This window comes from Mycobacterium sp. (assembly GCF_965229105.1).
Lineage (GTDB): Bacteria > Actinomycetota > Actinomycetes > Mycobacteriales > Mycobacteriaceae > Mycobacterium.
The window spans coordinates 4,067,944-4,085,695 of record NZ_OZ245858.1; the positions used below are offsets into that span (position 1 = coordinate 4,067,944).

The 17,752-nt window shown below is 65.0% G+C and carries 18 protein-coding genes; 5 read left to right on the forward strand and 13 right to left on the reverse strand.

The annotated features are described in order from the left end of the window. The first annotated feature begins 93 nt into the window (after nt 1-93). Nucleotides 94-750, forward strand: coding sequence for a C39 family peptidase (locus ADBZ9O_RS18935; RefSeq protein ID WP_526524488.1), 657 nt, complete (start codon nt 94-96; stop codon nt 748-750). Nucleotides 751-757: 7 nt separating this feature from the next. On the opposite strand, the gene ADBZ9O_RS18940 is transcribed toward ADBZ9O_RS18935, so the two are convergent. The 5 genes from ADBZ9O_RS18940 to hslR all read right to left on the reverse strand — a co-directional run bounded on the left by ADBZ9O_RS18940 (nt 758) and on the right by hslR (nt 4,738). Continuing rightward, a complete protein-coding gene (locus tag ADBZ9O_RS18940; RefSeq protein WP_526524489.1) occupies nt 758-2,416 on the reverse strand; it encodes an SLC13 family permease in 1,659 nt (552 codons plus the stop codon). A 38-nt stretch (nt 2,417-2,454) separates the two neighbouring features. Next, nucleotides 2,455-3,213 (reverse strand): cutinase family protein, encoded by a 759-nt coding sequence (locus ADBZ9O_RS18945; protein ID WP_526524490.1) that lies wholly within the window; start codon nt 3,211-3,213, stop codon nt 2,455-2,457. Nucleotides 3,214-3,315: 102 nt separating this feature from the next. Beyond that, nucleotides 3,316-3,711 (reverse strand): hypothetical protein, encoded by a 396-nt coding sequence (locus tag ADBZ9O_RS18950; protein WP_526524491.1) that lies wholly within the window; start codon nt 3,709-3,711, stop codon nt 3,316-3,318. Between the two features lie 102 nt (nt 3,712-3,813). Continuing rightward, nucleotides 3,814-4,368, reverse strand: coding sequence for a class I SAM-dependent methyltransferase (locus ADBZ9O_RS18955; protein ID WP_526524492.1), 555 nt, complete (start codon nt 4,366-4,368; stop codon nt 3,814-3,816). After that, nucleotides 4,361-4,738: an Hsp15 family ribosome-associated heat shock protein gene (hslR, locus tag ADBZ9O_RS18960; protein ID WP_526524493.1), complete on the reverse strand. Its 378-nt coding sequence runs from the start codon at nt 4,736-4,738 to the stop codon at nt 4,361-4,363. The genes ADBZ9O_RS18955 and hslR overlap by 8 nt, the downstream gene beginning before the upstream one ends. A 116-nt stretch (nt 4,739-4,854) precedes the next feature. Here hslR and ADBZ9O_RS18965 point away from each other — a divergent pair, with 116 nt between their 5' ends. Continuing rightward, complete coding sequence (locus ADBZ9O_RS18965; protein ID WP_526524494.1) at nt 4,855-5,487, forward strand: hypothetical protein; 633 nt, start codon at nt 4,855-4,857, stop codon at nt 5,485-5,487. 157 nt (nt 5,488-5,644) lie between these two features. Here ADBZ9O_RS18965 and ADBZ9O_RS18970 read toward each other — a convergent pair whose 3' ends face one another. Next, nucleotides 5,645-7,618 carry an OPT family oligopeptide transporter gene (locus ADBZ9O_RS18970; protein ID WP_526524495.1) on the reverse strand — a complete coding sequence of 658 codons (1,974 nt, stop codon included), beginning with the start codon at nt 7,616-7,618 and terminating at the stop codon, nt 5,645-5,647. Between the two features lie 125 nt (nt 7,619-7,743). After that, nucleotides 7,744-8,517: a helix-turn-helix domain-containing protein gene (locus ADBZ9O_RS18975; RefSeq protein ID WP_526524496.1), complete on the reverse strand. Its 774-nt coding sequence runs from the start codon at nt 8,515-8,517 to the stop codon at nt 7,744-7,746. A gap of 53 nt (nt 8,518-8,570) precedes the next feature. Between ADBZ9O_RS18975 and ADBZ9O_RS18980 the strand changes: the two genes are divergently transcribed. Beyond that, the gene (locus tag ADBZ9O_RS18980; RefSeq protein ID WP_526524497.1) at nt 8,571-9,167 is read left to right on the forward strand and encodes a class I SAM-dependent methyltransferase; all 597 of its coding nucleotides are present in this window, start codon (nt 8,571-8,573) and stop codon (nt 9,165-9,167) included. Here ADBZ9O_RS18980 and ADBZ9O_RS18985 read toward each other — a convergent pair. Continuing rightward, nucleotides 9,164-10,294, reverse strand: coding sequence for an FAD-dependent oxidoreductase (locus tag ADBZ9O_RS18985; protein ID WP_526533284.1), 1,131 nt, complete (start codon nt 10,292-10,294; stop codon nt 9,164-9,166). The two genes, ADBZ9O_RS18980 and ADBZ9O_RS18985, sit on opposite strands and share 4 nt — an antisense overlap. Nucleotides 10,295-10,376: 82 nt before the next feature. On the opposite strand from ADBZ9O_RS18985, the gene ADBZ9O_RS18990 reads away from it, so the two are divergent. Further along, on the forward strand, nt 10,377-11,042 hold the full coding sequence (locus ADBZ9O_RS18990; protein ID WP_526524498.1) for a TetR/AcrR family transcriptional regulator: 666 nt from the start codon (nt 10,377-10,379) through the stop codon (nt 11,040-11,042). 8 nt (nt 11,043-11,050) lie between these two features. Here ADBZ9O_RS18990 and ADBZ9O_RS18995 read toward each other — a convergent pair whose 3' ends face one another. The 3 genes from ADBZ9O_RS18995 to ADBZ9O_RS19005 form a co-directional block, all read right to left on the reverse strand. Beyond that, entirely contained in the window at nt 11,051-12,664 is a 1,614-nt protein-coding gene (locus tag ADBZ9O_RS18995; protein ID WP_526524499.1) for an alpha/beta hydrolase, read from the reverse strand. A 114-nt stretch (nt 12,665-12,778) separates the two neighbouring features. Further along, a complete protein-coding gene (locus ADBZ9O_RS19000) occupies nt 12,779-13,411 on the reverse strand; it encodes an FKBP-type peptidyl-prolyl cis-trans isomerase (RefSeq protein ID WP_526524500.1) in 633 nt (210 codons plus the stop codon). A gap of 12 nt (nt 13,412-13,423) precedes the next feature. Continuing rightward, a complete protein-coding gene (locus tag ADBZ9O_RS19005; protein ID WP_526524501.1) occupies nt 13,424-13,999 on the reverse strand; it encodes a TetR/AcrR family transcriptional regulator in 576 nt (191 codons plus the stop codon). 89 nt (nt 14,000-14,088) lie between these two features. Here ADBZ9O_RS19005 and ADBZ9O_RS19010 point away from each other — a divergent pair, with 89 nt between their 5' ends. After that, nucleotides 14,089-14,823: an SDR family oxidoreductase gene (locus ADBZ9O_RS19010; RefSeq protein WP_526524502.1), complete on the forward strand. Its 735-nt coding sequence runs from the start codon at nt 14,089-14,091 to the stop codon at nt 14,821-14,823. An 85-nt stretch (nt 14,824-14,908) separates the two neighbouring features. Here the strand turns inward: ADBZ9O_RS19010 and ADBZ9O_RS19015 are convergent, their stop codons facing one another. Next, nucleotides 14,909-15,823: an MBL fold metallo-hydrolase gene (locus ADBZ9O_RS19015; protein ID WP_526524503.1), complete on the reverse strand. Its 915-nt coding sequence runs from the start codon at nt 15,821-15,823 to the stop codon at nt 14,909-14,911. A gap of 105 nt (nt 15,824-15,928) precedes the next feature. After that, nucleotides 15,929-17,656 (reverse strand): amidohydrolase, encoded by a 1,728-nt coding sequence (locus ADBZ9O_RS19020; RefSeq protein WP_526524504.1) that lies wholly within the window; start codon nt 17,654-17,656, stop codon nt 15,929-15,931. Nucleotides 17,657-17,752: the final 96 nt, after the last annotated feature.

Sequence of the window (17,752 nt, forward strand, 5' to 3'; positions counted from 1 at the left end):
GGGAGCCGGCGGAGTAACCGCCGTCTGAGGGACCGGCTACACCCCCGTCAATTACTGTCAAGAGCAGCACTCGTCTAGGCAGAGGGGTACACCGTGAGGACGCTTGCACCACGGTTGGTCCGGGCGGCCGGTCTTGCCGTTGTGGTGGCGCTGGCGTTCGGGTCCAATTCCAGCATCGCCGTGGCGGACCCGGAGACGGGTTCCGGGTCCGGGATGTACGGCGACCCCGCGGCCGCCGCCCCATATTGGCAACCACAATCGCTGGAGGACAACTGCGGGGCAATGTCGGTAGCCGACGTCGTCGGCGAAATCACCGGCGACGCTCCGACCGAGGCGCAAATCCTCGCCGTCGCCGAGCAGACACCGTCGGAGATTAATCCGGGGACAAAGATCTATGCACCGAACACCGGCGGTATCTCCGTCGGAGACCTGCCCGTGCTGCTCAAGCACTACGGCATCACCGCGGCAACCTCGGACGGCGCCGCGGATGGCCTGGGTGGACTGGAGCATGACCTGGCGTCCGGTAGCAAGGTGATCGCCTACGTCAACTCGGCGCTGATCTGGGATACCGCCGATCAACGCAGTGCCGCAGACCATTTCGTCGTCGTGACGGGTATCGATGCCAATAACAACATCGTCCATCTCAACGACCCCGGTGCCGATAACGCCAACGAGACGATCCCCGCACCGATCTTCATGGAGGCGTGGCGCACCGGCGAGTACAACAGTGTCGTCACCGCGGCGGCCTGACGGGTTGTCAGGCCAGCATCGCCCAGCCGACCCCGAACGCGACCGCCAGTGACACCACTGTGACCGGGATGCCGAAGCGGACAAACCTTGCTGGCGAGTAGCCGCCCGGTGTCATCACCATCAGGTTCGTCTGGTGGCTGAACGGGTTGAGGAAGGTGAACGAGATACAGGTGCCGATCAGCGTGAGGAGCAGGACGGGATTCAGCCCGCTTGTCGCGGCCACCTGCAAGGCCACCGGTGTGAGGATGGCCGCCGCGGCGGCGTTGGTGACGATATTGGTCAACAAGGTGGTACCGACGGCGATGACCAGTACCAGAAGTGCGGTGTTCCCCGCGGAGAGATGAAGGATCGCTGCGGAGATGTGCGCGCCGAGACCGCTGTTGACGACGATGGTGCCCAGCCCGATCGAACCGGCGATGATCGCCAGGATGTTCCAGTTCAGGGCACGCACCGCAGAACGCGGAGTCAGCACTCTGGTGACCACCATCAGCGTGGCCCCTGCTACGGCGGCCAGTTCGATGGGAGCCAGATTGAGTGACCCGGCAAGGATGACCGCAGCCAGGATTGTCAGCGCGGTCCAGGTCTTGCCGGTCTGCGGTGCCTTACCTGCTACCTTCTGCCATAGTCCGACCAACGGATGATTGGTCAATACGTCAGCGGATTGGGCTGTGACAAGACACATCTCGCCTTGGCGGGCCGGGGTGTCACGCAACAGTTGGTCGCTTTTGGCGGCGATGACGACGATATCGTCGTCTTCTTCGAGTTCGCGTATGGTGGCCTGCTCATCCGTGGCGATAGACACCTTGTAGAGGTCTTGCCGGGACTGCCCGAATCGCGGTGTTCCCCACAGCATGCGGACGCCCGCCTCGGTTGCGCGGTAGACCAGTACGTCACCTTCTTCGATCGCGGCGGTGGTCGGGACCGAGGCGCCCCATCGCTGGATACCGAGCAGTGCGAAATCGGGTGTGGTGAGTACACCTATTTGTGCGGCGGTGCGGCCGATGGCGATAGCACGCGATGTCACCGGGATTTCGGCATGCCAGTACGGTTCGGGTTCGCTGGTCATCGAGCGGCCGCGCAGCATCAATGGTGCGGTCAGCAGCAATACCAGCCACCCAACCAGCGCCACCGGAACGGCGATCGGGGCGAACGAGAACATCGACAGTTCCACGCCGGACTGTGCTGCCAGGCCGGAGATCAGCAGATTCGAACTGGTGCCGATCAATGTCGCCGAGCCGGCCAGGGTGGTGGCATGCGCGATGGGTAGCAGCACACTGCGGGCGGACACCCCGGACCGCTGCTCCAGCTCTTCGGCGGCGGGGATCAGCATGGCGACGATCGGCGTGGTGTTAATCAGGGCGGACACGATTCCCACCGGCGGGATGAGCCGGGCCAGCGTCTGTGTCGACGTGGTAACCCCGTCGAGCAGCCGATACGTCACCCTCGATACCACCCCGGTGTACAGCACCCCCTTGGCGATGACCAGCATGGCCGCGATCGTGATTACGCCACCGTTGCTCAGCCCGGCGAACAGCTCTGCGGGAGTGGCGATTCCGAGTAGACCTGCGGTCACCAGTGCGCAGATCAGCGCCAGCACCGCTGGAGCCCTGCCGGTGGTCATCACCGCCAGGGTGATGACCACAATTACCGCCGCGACGATCGCCATGGGGAGACCTTATGGCCTGTGGTGGCGGGTCCAGTGCGCTACCTGGGGTTAGCCACCTTCGACGCGACCTGCTGCGTGGCGAATCCTGCTGCCTGCTCAGTCATTCCGTTGACCGCATAGGCGCCGTGTGCGCCTGGATCGCCCCCGCCCTGGGAACACACCGGGTCGTTGTCGACGCACAGATCGAGAGCTTTGGCGCTGTACTCCTGACCGATGGCGATCGGCGGTGCGCCCTGATTGACCATTTGCAGGAATCCACTCGAGGGCTTGCCGAACAGGGTGACCGCGGCAACATGGCCTGCCGTCGACTCCGGCATGGGTCCGGTGATGCCGGCGGGTAACTGGTAGTTCGATGGGAGCGTATCGGTGGTGGTGTACGCGATCACCGCGGCGCCCTGGGAATAACCCCCGAGGACTATTTTCGTTTTCGGGCACGTGGCTACCACGTTCTCGACCTTGTTGCTGGCATCGAGTACGCCATCTGCCGCCCGCGCAAAGTCAAGGGAAGCAGGGTAATTGACCGCATACACGTCGACGGACTTGTCGGGCAGCTGCGCCCGCAGCGAGTCCACGAACGATTGGCCAATTGCGCCGACGCCGGCTGGTTCGAAGGTGCCGCGCGCGAAGACAACCTGGACATCTGGACATGGCTGCGCCGACGCCGACGGGGCTGAGGTGACCGGGTAGATCAGCGAGGCGCCGGCCACGGCGGTGAACACCAACCGCCCGAAGCGGCGCTGTGCGCCGCTCGCCGACGATGTGGTGGACGCAGAGTTGGACGACACAGAATTAGACATAGTCGGCTCCCGTTGGTTACGAAGAGATGTTTGATTGCCTAATTTCCACACACGAGTGCGTTCAAACATCTTGGCGGGGAGCCAGACGAGGAGCCAGACGAGTCAGGGTGCCGGCGGTGCCATCGGCCCGTAAATGAACTCGCCTGGGACGCCGTTGCCGAATTGGTTCATCACGTCACCGAGAAATCCGTCTTGACCGAACGACTGGCTGCCGTCGGCGTTGAACGTGGGCGGTATCGCCGGGGCCTGGCCAGCCGGCGGGAGCGCGTCGGGCAGCGGTGCGCCGTCCACCGGAACGGGACCGGACGCCCCGACGATGGGTGCGGCGGGCGCCGGATCGGGGCACGACAGCACGGGTTGTGGCGTCATGGACATGGTGATCGGGTCACAGGGCGACGCGTGCGCTCCGGCGACCAGGCCCGTTATCGAGCCACCACAGATGGAGAGGGCGATGGTGATCGCCGGTGCGATGAGCGTTGCGCGCTGAAGTCTGTTCATGCGGAGAGCAGCTCTTTCCCGGTTGCCTGCGTGACCAGAGGGTAACGCGTTGTCTGATGTATCGCCGCGGCGTGAAGCATTGTGACAGTCGAGCGTCATCGTTCACGGCCCATGTTTCCGGCCGATCAGCCAGGCGATTCCGCTGCCCTCACCCGCGCCGATCACCTCCAGCACGTCGAAAGCGAGCGGCAGTTCCCCAGCCGTCGCCCGGAAGGGTCCCGGGCTTGCGCCGACCTCGCTCAGTGCACTGATGGCAAGTAGCCCACCTGCTGCCAGCCGGGATATGACGGCATCGTCGAGGCGGGAATCCCGGAATTTGTGGCACAGAACAACATTCACGGTTGGACCGGTTGGTAGTCCACCGTCGAGGTCAGCCACCTCGAACCGGCAGCGGGTGCCCAATCCGAGTCCGCGCGCCAGGTCGTTGGCCTGGGCGACGACCGCGGGGGAGATGTCGACGCCGCGGACCTCCATTCCGCGGCGAGCGAGCCACAGAGCGCTCAGGCCGCGTCCGCACGCAATATCGAGGGCGAAACCCGAGGTCGGGAACAACTCTGCATAGGCAGCGAATTCGGCGGGCAGTCGCACGTCATCGCCGGTTGCGGGTGCCGAGGCGGCATAGCGCTCGTCCCAGTGCTCGCGATCTCGGTCAGACACCGCTCGCGCGCCACCTGTCCAACACCCGGCGATCACGCTTCGTGGGTCGTCCGGTGCCCCGATCTCGGGCGGCGACCGGAATGACCGCGGTCGGCGATGGCTTGGGCGTCCGGTCGAGATAGCAGGTCACCGCATCGGGTGCACCGACCCGCTTCTGGATGACCCGGACCACCTCGACGATGCGCGTCGTGTCACCCACCCGGGCACGTACCTCGTCACCGGGGACCACCATCGTCGACGGTTTGGCCACCCGATCATTGACCCGCACGTGCCCACCACGGCACGCCTCAGCGGCGTCCGGCCTGGTTTTGGTCAGCCGGACTGCCCACAACCACCTATCCACGCGGGACGATTCCACACGTTCCATCATGGCCTGCTGTCGTCAGGGTGTCGCTAACCGCGCACAGGCGTTAGCCTTGCTCGCAGGTCGGGCTAGGCGCCTGGACGGATATTCGAAGGGCGCCACCAGAGAGGACACCCAGGTTGATGACTGAACCGCATCGCGTGAGACCGTTCGCCAACGCCGCCAGGATCGCGGTTGCCGGCGTCATCATCGCCGGTGGCGCATTGGCGATGGCGGGCCAAGCGAGTGCCGATCCGGTGGAGCCCTACCCGACGCCGGTGCCTGTTGACCCGGGTGCACCGCCACCGCCGGACGGCCAGCCGGTCGCAGTGGCCGTGGACGCGCCAGTCGGCCCGCCGCCGGCCGCGAACGTCACACCTGAGGTGCCCGGCGTGCAGAACCCGGTATATGGCCAGGGCCAGTCGGGTGGCGGGCTCGGCTACGCCAAAGACATCTGGCGTGCCCTGCACACCACCGACCCCGCTGCCGCGCTGAGCGCACCGCCGGAAGGTATCCCGGCCGCCTCCGGTGCCCCGGAAGGGGCCGGTCCGGCACCGCAGTTGCCGCCCGGATACATGTCGCTGACCGCACCGGAGTCCTCGACGGGCACGATTCCGGGAACTGGCCCGCAGCCTTACCAGGGTGGGCCGCCCCTGCCTCCCGGCTACTACCCGGTGACCGGCCCGCCGCCCCCCGGGTACTTCGACCCGGCAGGCCCGGCGCCCGATCCGGCGGCGGCGCCGCCGACTCTGCCGTATCTGCCGCCCACGCCGTAGCTAGGCGCGCAGAGAACGACATCTTCGTCGCCGACCAGTTGTTCCCTAGGTGCTACGCCCGAGTTCACCACCAGGGTCGATGTTGGTTGTGGTTTTGCCCTGATCCGCCACCATCTACAGCCGTAGTGGTGAACTCGGCCATAGCACCGGGAACGGGTTAGTCAACCGAGGCGGTGCGCCGAGACCACTTGTACAGCCCGGCGACGAGCCCGACGAACAGGACGACGCCGAGGATCTCAGCCCAGCTCGCGAAGCTTTTTCCGACGAGCGCGAGTGGGCTGTCGGTTCCGGCGGCGGCGACGATGCCCGCAAACACGACTCCGAAAAGGCTTTCGCCGACGATGAGGCCGGTGGCCATCAGCACGCCGAGCCGTTTTTTCTGCTCGACATCACCACCGGAGCGCTCCGACCATTTGTTGTAGGACCGGCCGAGTAGCGCGCCGATGGGGATCACGATGGTCAGCGACATCGGCAGGTACATGCCCATCCCGACGGCCAGGGGCGGCAGCGCGAGCTTGGTCGTGCGCCGCAGCACCTCGTCGATGGCGATGACCACCGCACCGATCGCCGCGCCGAGACCTAACAGCTTCCAGTTCAGATCGCCGCCGAAGACACCTTTGGCCAGCGACGAGATCAGCGCCGCCTGCGGTGCTGCCAGTGCGTTCTCACCGGCGCCCGGCGCCCCCGCGAAGCCGAATGCCTTGTTCAGCAGATCGAGCACCGGCGCGATCACCAATCCGCCGAAGATCACGCCGATAACGAGTGCGACCTGCTGCTTCCACGGTGTCGCACCGACCAGTTGACCAGTCTTGAGATCCTGGAGGTTGTCGTTGGCGATGGTCGCGATGCTGAACACGATCGCGGTGGCGAACAGCGCGTAGGCCACCAATCCCATTGTCTGCGCGGCGTCCTCGCTGCGCCCGTGCACCAGCACCAGCATCACCGACGCAATCAGGATCACCAGGATGCCCAGACCGGAGATCGGGCTGTTGGACGAACCGATCAGGCCGGCCATATAACCCGCGACCGACGCGAGCAGGGCGCCGATCAACACCACGAATATCAGGGTGACCACGATCGTGAGCGGGCGGTTGCTGGTGATCTCGGTGCTTGCGAGAAACCACCACAGCAGCAGTCCGATCGGAATCAGCGATGCCACGATAGTGCCGCCCACTATGCCGATGGGGAGGTCGCGCTCAACCAGGTCGACCTGATTTCCACCGCGGCGCTCGCTGGACGAGGCGGCGGCGGCACGGATGCCACGGACAATCGGGCCGATGATCTTCAGCAGCGTCCATACCGCCGCGATGGCGATGGCGCCGGCGCCGACAAACCGGACATCGGTGGAGAACGTACTGGAGACGATGTCCTCGACGGCACTGCCGTCGGGGATGTCACCCCAGGTCAGTGTGGGTAGCAAAATGAAGAAGGAGATCACCAGCCCAACGACCATCGCGATCCCCACGGTCAGTCCGACGAGGTGCCCCACACCGATCAGCGCGAGAGACAGGCTGGCGCCCACCATTGAACCGCCGGAGCCGACGCGGAAGTAGGCAGATACATCGCTGAGGATGACTTTCGTCGCGGCCAGCAGCGAAAACCCTGCTGCTGCAAGTGAACCCACGATAATCGCGCGCAAGCTCCGCTTATTGCCCTCACCGTCGACGGCGGCCTCGCCGACCTGGAGCACTTCCGCGGCCGCTACACCCTCGGGATAGGGCAGGTCAGAGCCCGTGACCAGAGCGCGACGCAGGGGTACTGAATACATGACGCCGAGAACGCCGCCCACGATGCAGACCGCCACGGTGATCCAGTACGGGAAGCCCGTCCACCAGCCGATCATGATCAGCCCGGGCAGCACGAAGATGATCGCGGCCAGTGTGCCTGCGGCCGACGCGATCGTCTGCACGATGTTGTTCTCGAGGATTGTGTGTCCACGGAAGTAGCGCAGGATGGCCATCGAGATGACCGCGGCGGGGATGGCGGTGGCGAACGTCAGGCCGACCTTGAGCCCGAGATAGACGTTGGCGGCGGTGAAGACCAGGGTGATGACGCCACCGAGCACGATGCCCCGGATGGTGAGTTCTCGAATGGTCGGAGTGGTTGCCTCCGGGCTGTCCACCTGCGTCATGACTTCTTCCCATCCACGTGCCGGCACTGCATCTGCGTTCGGGCGATGCTAGCTGGTGGTTACGGGCTTTTGCAGCACAACACCCGACCTGCCGAAACACGTTTTGCCGCAAGGCAAGTCCGGTGTCAGGGCAGCGCCGATTGGTAGCGGCCCGGAGTCTGGCCGACGATCGAGGTGAATGCCTCGATGAAGCTCGACGGGTTTGACCACCCACATTCGATCGCGGTGTCGGTCACGGACCGACCGTCGGCGAGTTGGATCAGGGCGTGATGAACCCGCAATGTGGTCCGCCAGCGATGGAAGCTCATCCCGAACTCACTGTGGAACAGGCGGCTCAGGGTGCGCCCACTGGCGCCTGCGGCCCGGCCCAGCTCGCCGAGGGTCGACGGCTGTGCCGGATCCGCGTGAAGCAGGTCGGTGACGGTACGCAGCCGGTCATCCCGCGGTTCGGGTAGGTGCAGCGACTGCGCGGCCGTCTCGACCAACTCGTCGATTACCACCGCGCACAGCCGCTGGTAGACGCCGGGGTGGATATCGGCCCGTTCGGTGAGCGCCAACAAGAGTTCTCGCAGCAGCGGACTCACCATGAACGCGCTGGGGCTCGCCACCAACGCTGTGCACAGATCGGCGGGAATTCCGATCACCCGGATATCGGTCCTGCCGTAGAAGCGATGGGAATGATCGAATCCCGGCGGTGTCCACGCGACCCGGTTGGCGGGCGAGACCCAGGTGCCGCGCTCGGTGATGGTGGCGACGACGCCCGAAGCCGGATAAACGAGCTGGCCCTCGGCGTGGGAGTGGGTGTCGATCTGCTCACCGTGCGCGAGCCATCCGGCGCCGTGTGCTGGTGTCAGCCTAGGCGGCGCGGGAGCCTCGAAAGGTTGGCGGGTTTGCGGCATCGGTCGTCAACTTACCGGTAGCAGGGAAGTACTAGTTAGGTCACCCTTACTTTATGAAACTCAACTCGTTCGAACGCGCAGTGATGAACAATCCGCTGCGCGCCTTCCATCAGCGCCATGTCGAAGCGGGGTGGTTCCTGCGGCTCGCCGGTGGTGCGCTGTCCGGCCAGCATGTCCTCGAGGTGGGCTGCGGGCGCGGGGTCGGATCCGAGGTGATCCTCGACCGCCTCGGTGCGCAGCAGGTCACCGCGATCGACCTCGACGAATCCATGGTGGCGCTCGCCGAGCGCCGGTTACACGGTCGACCGGTGACGCTAGCGGTCGGCGATGTGTGCGCCATCGATCAGCCGACCGGGGTGATCGATACCGTGGTGGATTTCGGGATCATTCACCACGTCCCCGATTGGCAGCAGTCCATCGCCGAGATCGCCCGTGTGCTTCGGCCTGGCGGTCTTCTGCTCTTCGAAGAGTTGCCGCGGCACGTCCTGGATTCCTGGACGGTACGCACCCTGACCGACCACCCACGTGAGAACCGTTTCGAGGCAGACGAATTCGCCGCCGAACTCGCGCGACACGGTTTGCACGGGACGGGCGCGATCGAACGGCGAGGTGGCGGAAGTCTGTTCGTCGGTGCGGCTCGTAAGAGCTAAGGCCCCTCTGCGGCGAATGCCTCGATGAGCCCAAACGGTGCGTGTTCGCCGAACAGAAGTTCTTGGAGCTGGTGAGCCTCGGCGTCGGCCGCCGCACTGCGCGGGAACAAGGACTCCTCGTAGGCTACGAGCGCCGCCTCGATATCACCGGGATGCGCGGCGAGCGCTTCCCCGAGTTCGGCGCCGTCCAACATCGCCAAGTTGGCGCCCTCGCCGGACGGCGGCATCAGGTGTGCGGCATCGCCGACCAGGGTGACGCCAGGCACGCGATCCCATCGGTGCCCGATCGGCAGTGCGTAGAGCGGGCGCGAGGTGGGCGCGGTATCGCCGTCGGTGATCAGCGATGTGAGTTCCGGTGACCACCCGTCGAATTCGGCGGCGATCTGCGCTCGCGCGCCGGTGGCATCGGTGAAGTCGATGCTGTCGATCCACTCGACTGGTCGGTTCAACGCCACGTAGGTGTGCAGAACGTCGCCCTGCTCGCGGTGCGCGAAAATCGCCTTACCGGGCGCGAGCGCGAACATGGCGCCCCTGCCGACCAGTTCGGCTGCCGCGGAGTGCTTCTCGTCGGCGTCATAGAGGTATGTCTCGATATATGACATGCCGAGGTACTCGGGAATCGCCGTCGATAGCAGCGGCCGGATTCTTGACCATGCGCCGTCCGCTCCTACGAGCACGTCAGTGACGACAACGGTGCCGTCGGTGAAAGTCAGCTGATGCGAGCCGGTTTCGAGCGTTCGCGCCGTAACGACCTTGCTGCCCCAATGGACCGTGTCCGCGGGTAGGGAGTCCAGCAGGATCTGCCGTAACCGGCCGCGCAGGACCTCGGGTCGCTCACCGGGTTCATGGCCGGCGGGGGCGTCCATCAGCACCGTGGCGTCCTTGTCGAGCATCCGCATCGCTTCGCCGCCGACGTGGATGAGGTCGAGGAACTGCTCGTACAGCCCGGCAGACCTGAGCGCACGCTGCCCGTTGTCCGGATGGATGTCGAGCTGGCCGCCCTGGGTGCGCGCCTGCGCCGACGGCTCCGCCTCGTACACCGCCGATGCGATGCCGTGCACATGCAGGATGCGGGCTAGGGTGAGCCCGCCGAGGCCTGCGCCGACGATTGTGACTGATGCCGTCATCATTCCTTCCGGAAGCACTCGTTGGAATGCCGTTCCAACCGATAGCTTGGAACAATGTTCCAGGCATGTCAAGATGATGAACATGGCGACGACGCGGCGATCTGACCGACGCACTGACGCGCTCTCCAAAGAGCGAATCGTCGAGGCGGCCATCGAGATCCTGGACACCCAGGGCGAGAGCGCGTTGACATTTCGCGCGCTGACCGCCCGCCTGGCCACCGGAGCCGGTGCGATCTACTGGCACGTCGCCAACAAGGACGAACTCCTGGCGGCGACAACCAACGACATCATCGCCCGTCTGATGACCGACCTGGTCGGCGCGGCACAGCCACGGGACACCATCAGGGCCATCGCGCTGAGCATTTTCGATGCCATCGACGCGCACCCCTGGGTCGGCGCCCAGATCGCGCGTGAGCCGTGGCAGATGGCGATGCTGCAGATCTTCGAAGGGGTCGGCGCCCAGTTGCAAGCCCTCGGCGTTCCCGAGCGAGCGTTGTTCGATTCCGCGTCTGCGCTGGTCAACTACATTCTCGGCGTAGCAGGACAAAACGCGGCCAACGCCCGCCGTGTGTGTGAAGGCGACCGGACTGAGTTCCTCGCGACCGTCGCTGCCCGATGGACACAGCACGACCCGGCGCACTATCCCTTCGTACATCAGGTGGCACCGCAACTGCGCGATCACGATGACCGTGAGCAGTTCCTCGCCGGTATCGACCTCATCCTGGCCGGTGCTTTGGTCATGAGCTGAATTGCGTATCAGACGGTGATGCGCAGTGGGACCAGCGTCTGCCGAATACCGGGCAGCACAATCGAAGCCGCATCGATCGGTTGGAAGCGGTCAGTACCGGGTAGCGACCCCGAATCGATCACCACTGCCGACGCCTCGCCGCTATCGGTGGATATGTAGATGGTCTCACCCGGGTCGGCATACTGACCGGCGCAATCGGCGCCCAGGCAGCGGCCGGTGGTGGGATCGATTGTGCCGTCGAACATATCGTTGACCCAACCCGCCATCAGCAGTTGCACGGCCGGCGGGTTCTGCGGCTGTGGGACACCCGCGACGAGGTAGGCCGAGGCCTGGATCAGCAGGTTGCCGCCAAGCATCGAATCCATGTGGACGCCGCCGTTGACGACGACTCCGTTGAACTTTCCCGGGCGGGCATCGGTGAGCTCCTGGTTGACAGCGCTCAACGAGTTCAAATAGTTAAGCGGTGCCCCGATCTCGTAGACGGGGATGTAATCAGCGGGGTCGCCGTTGTTGCTGGCCTCGAGCGCGTCCATTCGGTCCAGCGCGTTGGGCAGGATGGGGGAGAACGGGACTGCATCGAGGATCACCACGCCGGCCAGGTGGTTGGCCTCGTCGCTCTCGTTGAGCGCATCGGCGCGGCGGGCCACCAGACCTTCGGCGTAATGACCGGCAACGCCTGGGGCGAATCCGCCTCCGAGTGAGTGTCCGACGAGCACGAATTCATCGGGCACGGTCACGGTGGTCGCGCCGGCCTTGAGGGTGGCTGTCGTCAGGCTGGCGTTCAACGCTGCGTGGTCGTCGTCGAGGAACAATTGGGCGACCGCGTTGTGCATATTGTCGCCGCCCAGCCACATCCCGTCGTCGGCGAACGGGTTTGAGGTAATGGTGGTCACCACGACCACACTGTTGGTGCGCTGGGCCAGATATGCCGCGGTGTAGCTGTACATCGGCCCGCTGGCGAGGATGCCGTGCTGCAAGTAGATCAGCCGTTGCGGTTGCGAGCCGTCGGTGGGGAAGTACCAGTCGGCGGCCACTTCGTTGCCGGGAGCGACGACCAAAGTGGAACTGCTGACCTGTACCGAGTCGCGTAGCTCCGCGGGCACCAGCGGTGGGCCGTCGGTGGCCTGGACCACCGCGCCGATCAGGTTGAAGATCGCCGAACCCACGGCCCTGACCAGCGGTGGGTAGTCCGGCTGGAAGGGACCCAGGACGTCACCGATGATCGGGATGGTCGGGGTCTGCTCTGCGGCAGCTGCCTGTCGGGTGAGGCTGGTCGCCGCCCGACTTGACTGGGTGGTCGGCTCGCCCGGAGTAGGAGCAGCGGTGGAGATATCACGCGCTGTTTGCGGACTCAGCCGTACAACCGGCTTCTTTTCGGTCCCAGTGGCCTTCGCACTGGTCACGTGAGTGCTCGCCCGTGATGTGCGCTGGGCGCCAGGGCGGTGGTCGCTCGACGCACCGGCGTTCGATTTGGTATCGCCGGCCACGGCTGACGTCTTGGCGGGGCCGGTGGTCGAACTACTCTCGGAGTCCGCGTTTGCCGCACTGGCACCGGCCAACAACGCCGCCGATACTCCCGCGGTCAGTACACCTGCCCCCAACCACACCGACACCTGCGCCACGAGTTCCCCCTTGTGCCTACTCTGACCGCGGCCGATGCTATCCCGACTGGCGAAAAGTATTGGCAGTTCAGCGGAATCAGCAACGGTGCAGCATGTGCCGACCGGTCAGGCAGCTCAGCTCGAGGCGTTGAGAATCTTGAGTGCGAAGACCAGTGTGTCGCCCGGCAGGATGCCGGCGCCGGGCTGACCCTGGGGATAGCCGTCGGCTGAGGTCATCGCAACGGCAACCGTCGACCCGACTTTCTGGCCCGCGATGGCCTTCTGGAAGCCCGGCACGACGCCAGTCAGCGGGAACTCCTCAGGGGCGCCGCGCTCGTAGCTGCTGTCGAATACCTTGCCGTCACGTCCGTCGACGCCCACGTAGCACACGGAGACCGTGGCGGTATCTGCGACGACCGGTCCGTCACCGGCAACCAGCGTGTGGACCTGAGTCTCGGCGACGCTGAACGGTGCGGTCACCGTGACCAGGGGCGCCAGCGTATCCGTTGATCCGGTCACCGCGACACTGCCGGTCGCGCCGGGCAATGTCCACTCCGGGGCGCCTCCGGGCTGCGGCAACGCTGTCGGGCATGACGCCTCATCGGCGACAAGGGTCGGTTCAGCCAGGGGAGCCAAGCTGCTCGCAGCGGTCGGCGACGAACTCGCTGAGGTGTCGGCATCGGCACCGCACGCGGTGAGCGTGACGGCCAGCGTCGTGGCAGAGGCGATGAGCGCGACAGAGGCAGACAGTTTATTCACAGGGGCCACGTTACAGCCGCCTCAACGCGCCTTGAACACTCCTGCGGTAGCCAGGCCCACCCGATGCCGGGCGCGTTTCTGGTCGTCGCCGAAGCGATCGATGGCCCAGGACACTGCGGTGATCAGTTCGAATAACTCATCCGCGGTCACGGTGTCGGCCGCCGACCCGTCGCTGCAGGCCCGGTGAAGAAAATCCCGGGTGCGGTTCGTGAGCCGCGTCGAGACGTCCTGCACCGGCGATGTGGAGTCCTCGATTGATGTTGCGATGCAGGTAGGCAGGTCATTCCAGATGCGCAGCTGCCACGCGAGTCCGTAGAGCCACTCGCGGAGGGCGTCATCAGCGGACATCTCCCGCTTTAGCTCGTCAGATTCGTTGAGGAGGTCGCCGATGCTGTCCTCGATGACGGCAGCCAACAGGTCGTTTCGGGTGGGGAAGTTGCGGTAGAGGGTGGCATTGCCGACGCCGGCGGCCGTGGCGATGCCATCGATCGAAGCGAAAATGCCCTCGACCTCGAAAACGTCGCGGGCGGCCCGCAGGATCGCATCGCGGTTTCGTTGGGCGTCGGCGCGCAATGGCCGGGAGGTCGATGCGGCCATACGCAACCCCTCCTTGCATAAGTGGGGGGACTCCCCACATACTGATGTGGGGAGTGGCCCCACTTACCCAGACTTTAACACTCGGAGTGATGATGGCAGAGCGTCTTGATGGTCGAACAGTGCTGGTGACGGGAGCAAACGGCGGGCTTGGAGAAGAGTTCGTGCGACAGGCCCTCGATCGTGGTGCGCGAAAGGTGTACGCGGCTGCGCGTTCGCCCCGAAGCTGGGATGACGACCGGGTCGAACCGCTGTTGCTTGATCTGACCGATGTCGGTGCGGCTGCCAGCGCCGCAGAGGTGGCGAAAGACGTTGACCTGGTGGTGAACAACGCGGCGATCGCGCCCGCCGAGGACACGTCGGTGGCCGACGGTGACGAGGATGTCGCACGGCGAATCTTCGATACCAATTACTTCGGAACTGTCCGCGTCGCGCAGTCTTTCGCGCCGGTGCTGGCCGCCAACGGCGGGGGTGCACTGCTCAATGTTCTGTCTCTGGCGGCGTGGATCCCGGTGACCACGGCCTACGCGGCGTCGAAGGCGGCGATGTGGTCGGCGACCAACGCGCTCCGGGTCGAATTGGCCCCGCAGAAGACGAGCGTTACTGCGTTGATGGTCGGGATGATCGATACGCCGATGTCGGCCCGCTGGGATATGCCCAAGGTCAGCGCGGCCAGTGTGGTGGACCAGGCCTATGACGCGGTGGCCAACGGTGCATTCGAAGTCCTCGCCGACGCCGACACCCGCGATGTCAAGGCACTTCTCAGCACCAGCTCCGAGGAGTTCAACACCTTTCTCGCCGAAGCCCTGAAAGACTTCGAGGCGTGAGATAACGCACGGTGCGTACGCTGCCGGCGACCGATGCCGTGCAGGTAGAGCGCAAGGGCTCAGATAGCTGTTCGGCCACAGACGCTCAGTAGTCCCAGTTGGCGGGCACGCAGCGGAAGGCGTTGCCGACGACGGCCACCCGGCAGACGGACGGGAATGGCAGGTGAGTCGCCACCAGCGATTCACCGGTGGCCGCCAGCTCACGCAAGAGCTGAACGCGCACACGGGCCGCCTCGTCGGGGTCATGCTCGAAACCGTTGTGCCACTCGGGGTTGTCGAACCCCGGCGCGAACACTGCATCGCCGGCGAACGTCAGCCGTTCTCCGCCCGATTCCAGGCGGACGATGCTGTGCCCGGGAGTGTGACCGCCGGTGCGCGAGAGGAGCACGCCCGGGGCGAGCTCGTACTCCGTTTCGAACGTCTGCATCTGGCCGCGATAGGTGTCGAGGAACCGCGAGGCAATCGACCGAAGCGCGTCTGGCACCGGGGCAGGCATGACGGTACGGGAGAAGTCCGGTGCCTCCCAGAACTCGGCCTCGCGGGCCGCCACGTGAACCCGCAGATCAGGGCGCAGCCGGTCTTTCAGTCCCTCGGTGAGCAGCCCGCCCACGTGATCCATATGCAAATGGGTCAGCACCACGTCGGTCACAGCTTCCGGATCGATGCCCGCGGCCTCCAGTCGGTGCACGGTCTGCCCGGCCCGCGGGAAATCCGGGAACTCGACGCCCAATCCGGCGTCGACGAGGATGGTCTTGTCACCGTGGCGCACCACGACCACGTTCAGCGGCCAATCGAGCACATCCCGGGGCAGGAACCTGTCGTCCAGCCAGCTGCCGTACTCGTCGGCATCGGCATTGGTAGCCAAGGTCTTGGCGGTAATCGGTAGGACACCATCGCTGATCACCAAGACCTCGATATCGCCGACCTGAACCGCGTAGCGTGACGGCACCAACTCGTCGAGTCCCTGACGTGCCGGATGTGCAATGTTGACCGAGCTCATGTTGTTCTCCTCGTGTGGGCGCAATCCGAAGACAATGTCGAAATGACCTGTCTTCTGCGTCGAACGCCGTCCGAGGGCGGGATTCATCCAGCTGGGCGCAAGGGGTCAACACTGATGAGGTTGGGCACCGCGGACCAAAACGTCGTCGTGGCGATGAGCCACCTCTTGCACGCTGTGGATGAAGCGCTCGAGGTCAACCCGGTGACCTGAAATCCATGTGCCTTGGCACTGCATGGTGTCTTGGAGGCGAGACGGGTCGACCGTGTAGGGATCATTGCTCAGTAGGACGAGGTCGGCGAGCTTCCCTGTTTCTATCGAACCGATCTCGTGGTCGCGCTTCTGTTGCCAGGCCGCGTTGATCGTGTGCGCTTTCAGAGCCTCGTCGAGGGTGAGCGACTGCTCCGGTGCGTGCACGGCTCCAGAGGCACTTCGCCGGGTCACCGCGTTCTGAATGTTCAACCAGGGCAAGGGAGGTGACAGATATCCGTCGTTGTGAAAGGTGGGTCGAACACCCCCGTCGTACGCGTCGCGGTAGGGCTGCCAGCGGGCTCCGTAGGACGGCTCGAAAATGACCCCGTCGTAGAGATCGCCCCAGTACAGCGCCTGGAATGGCGACATCGAAGCGGTGATGCCCAAGCTGCCGGTTCGTGCGCACTGGTCGCGGGTCGGGGTGGCGAAGTGTTCGAGGCGCCAGCGGTGATCGGAGCCGGCGAGCCCATGTTCGGTCAGGGCCCGTTCGTAACCGTCCAAGACGACGTCGATACCGGCGTCGCCATTGATGTGGGTGGCAATCTGGACGTCGCTGTCGGCGAATTGGCCTATCAGCTCAACGAATTGGTCTGCGGTGTAGTTGAGGACGGACAACCCTGGAACAGTGCCGACCGGGACGCCGGCGATCCGAGCTCTGGGGGAGTCCAGGTAGGGCACGCTGATGGACGCAGTGCCGATGGAAGGACTGCCATCCATCCAGATCTTGTATCCGACCCTCTGGATCATGCCGGACAGCTCACCGAAGTCCAGCTCCGAATGCGCCTCGGGGTCATAGGTGGTCTGGTAGAGGGAGTACCGGACCGGGCAACCGGGCAGCGACGCCAGCTGTTCCATCGGTGCCCGCAGCTTGCTGACGAATCCCAAATCACCCACGGCGGTAAAACCGTTGCGCGCCAACGTTGAATACCACGCACCGAGATTGAGCAGAGGCGATGGGACCACTCCGGGCAGGAAGGCGCCGAGCGCCATCATCGTCGCCTGCGTCTCGAACCCGACACCGCCGGCGCTGCCGTCTGGTCGTCGAGTCCACCGCGCGTCGGGCGTGTCCGCAGGCGGCGTTCCGTTACGCCATCCGAACAAATCCGTTGCGCGAGAGTTGAAGTACAGGGCGTGGCCGGTGATATCGAAGATGAGAACCGGGTGGTCCGGGAAGTACCTGTCGAGGCTCGCACGATCCGGCATGGGGATCGACAGGAGAAGTCGGTCGAGACCGTTGAACAGCAGCGGCTGCCCGGCAGGTGTCTGCCTGCGGAGCCGATAAAAAAGCGCCTCGACATCAGACCAGGTGGGGAAGCCCACGAAGGGTGCGATCCAGTGCGCCGGTTGTTCACAGAGAACCGCGGCGGGGACCGGGTGGTCATGCGCCTGGATGAGCCCAGGCATCAGTACGCCTGAGCCGAGATCTTCCACGGGGGCCTCGGGCGCCTCGGCCTTGCACTCCGCGAGCGAACCCACAGCGACGATGGAGCCTGCGTCGACGTCCACCACGATGGCTTCGGCGCGTGGTTGCCCAGGATTCATCGTAATGATCGAAGCCGCAGTGAGAATCCGGCGCGCGCTCACGGCGACTCCTAGATCAGTGGTCGAGCGAAAACGCGCTGGGCAGTGCGCTTGCCGGATGAGTCTGCCTGATGAACAGCGTTTCTAGGCAGCCGACGG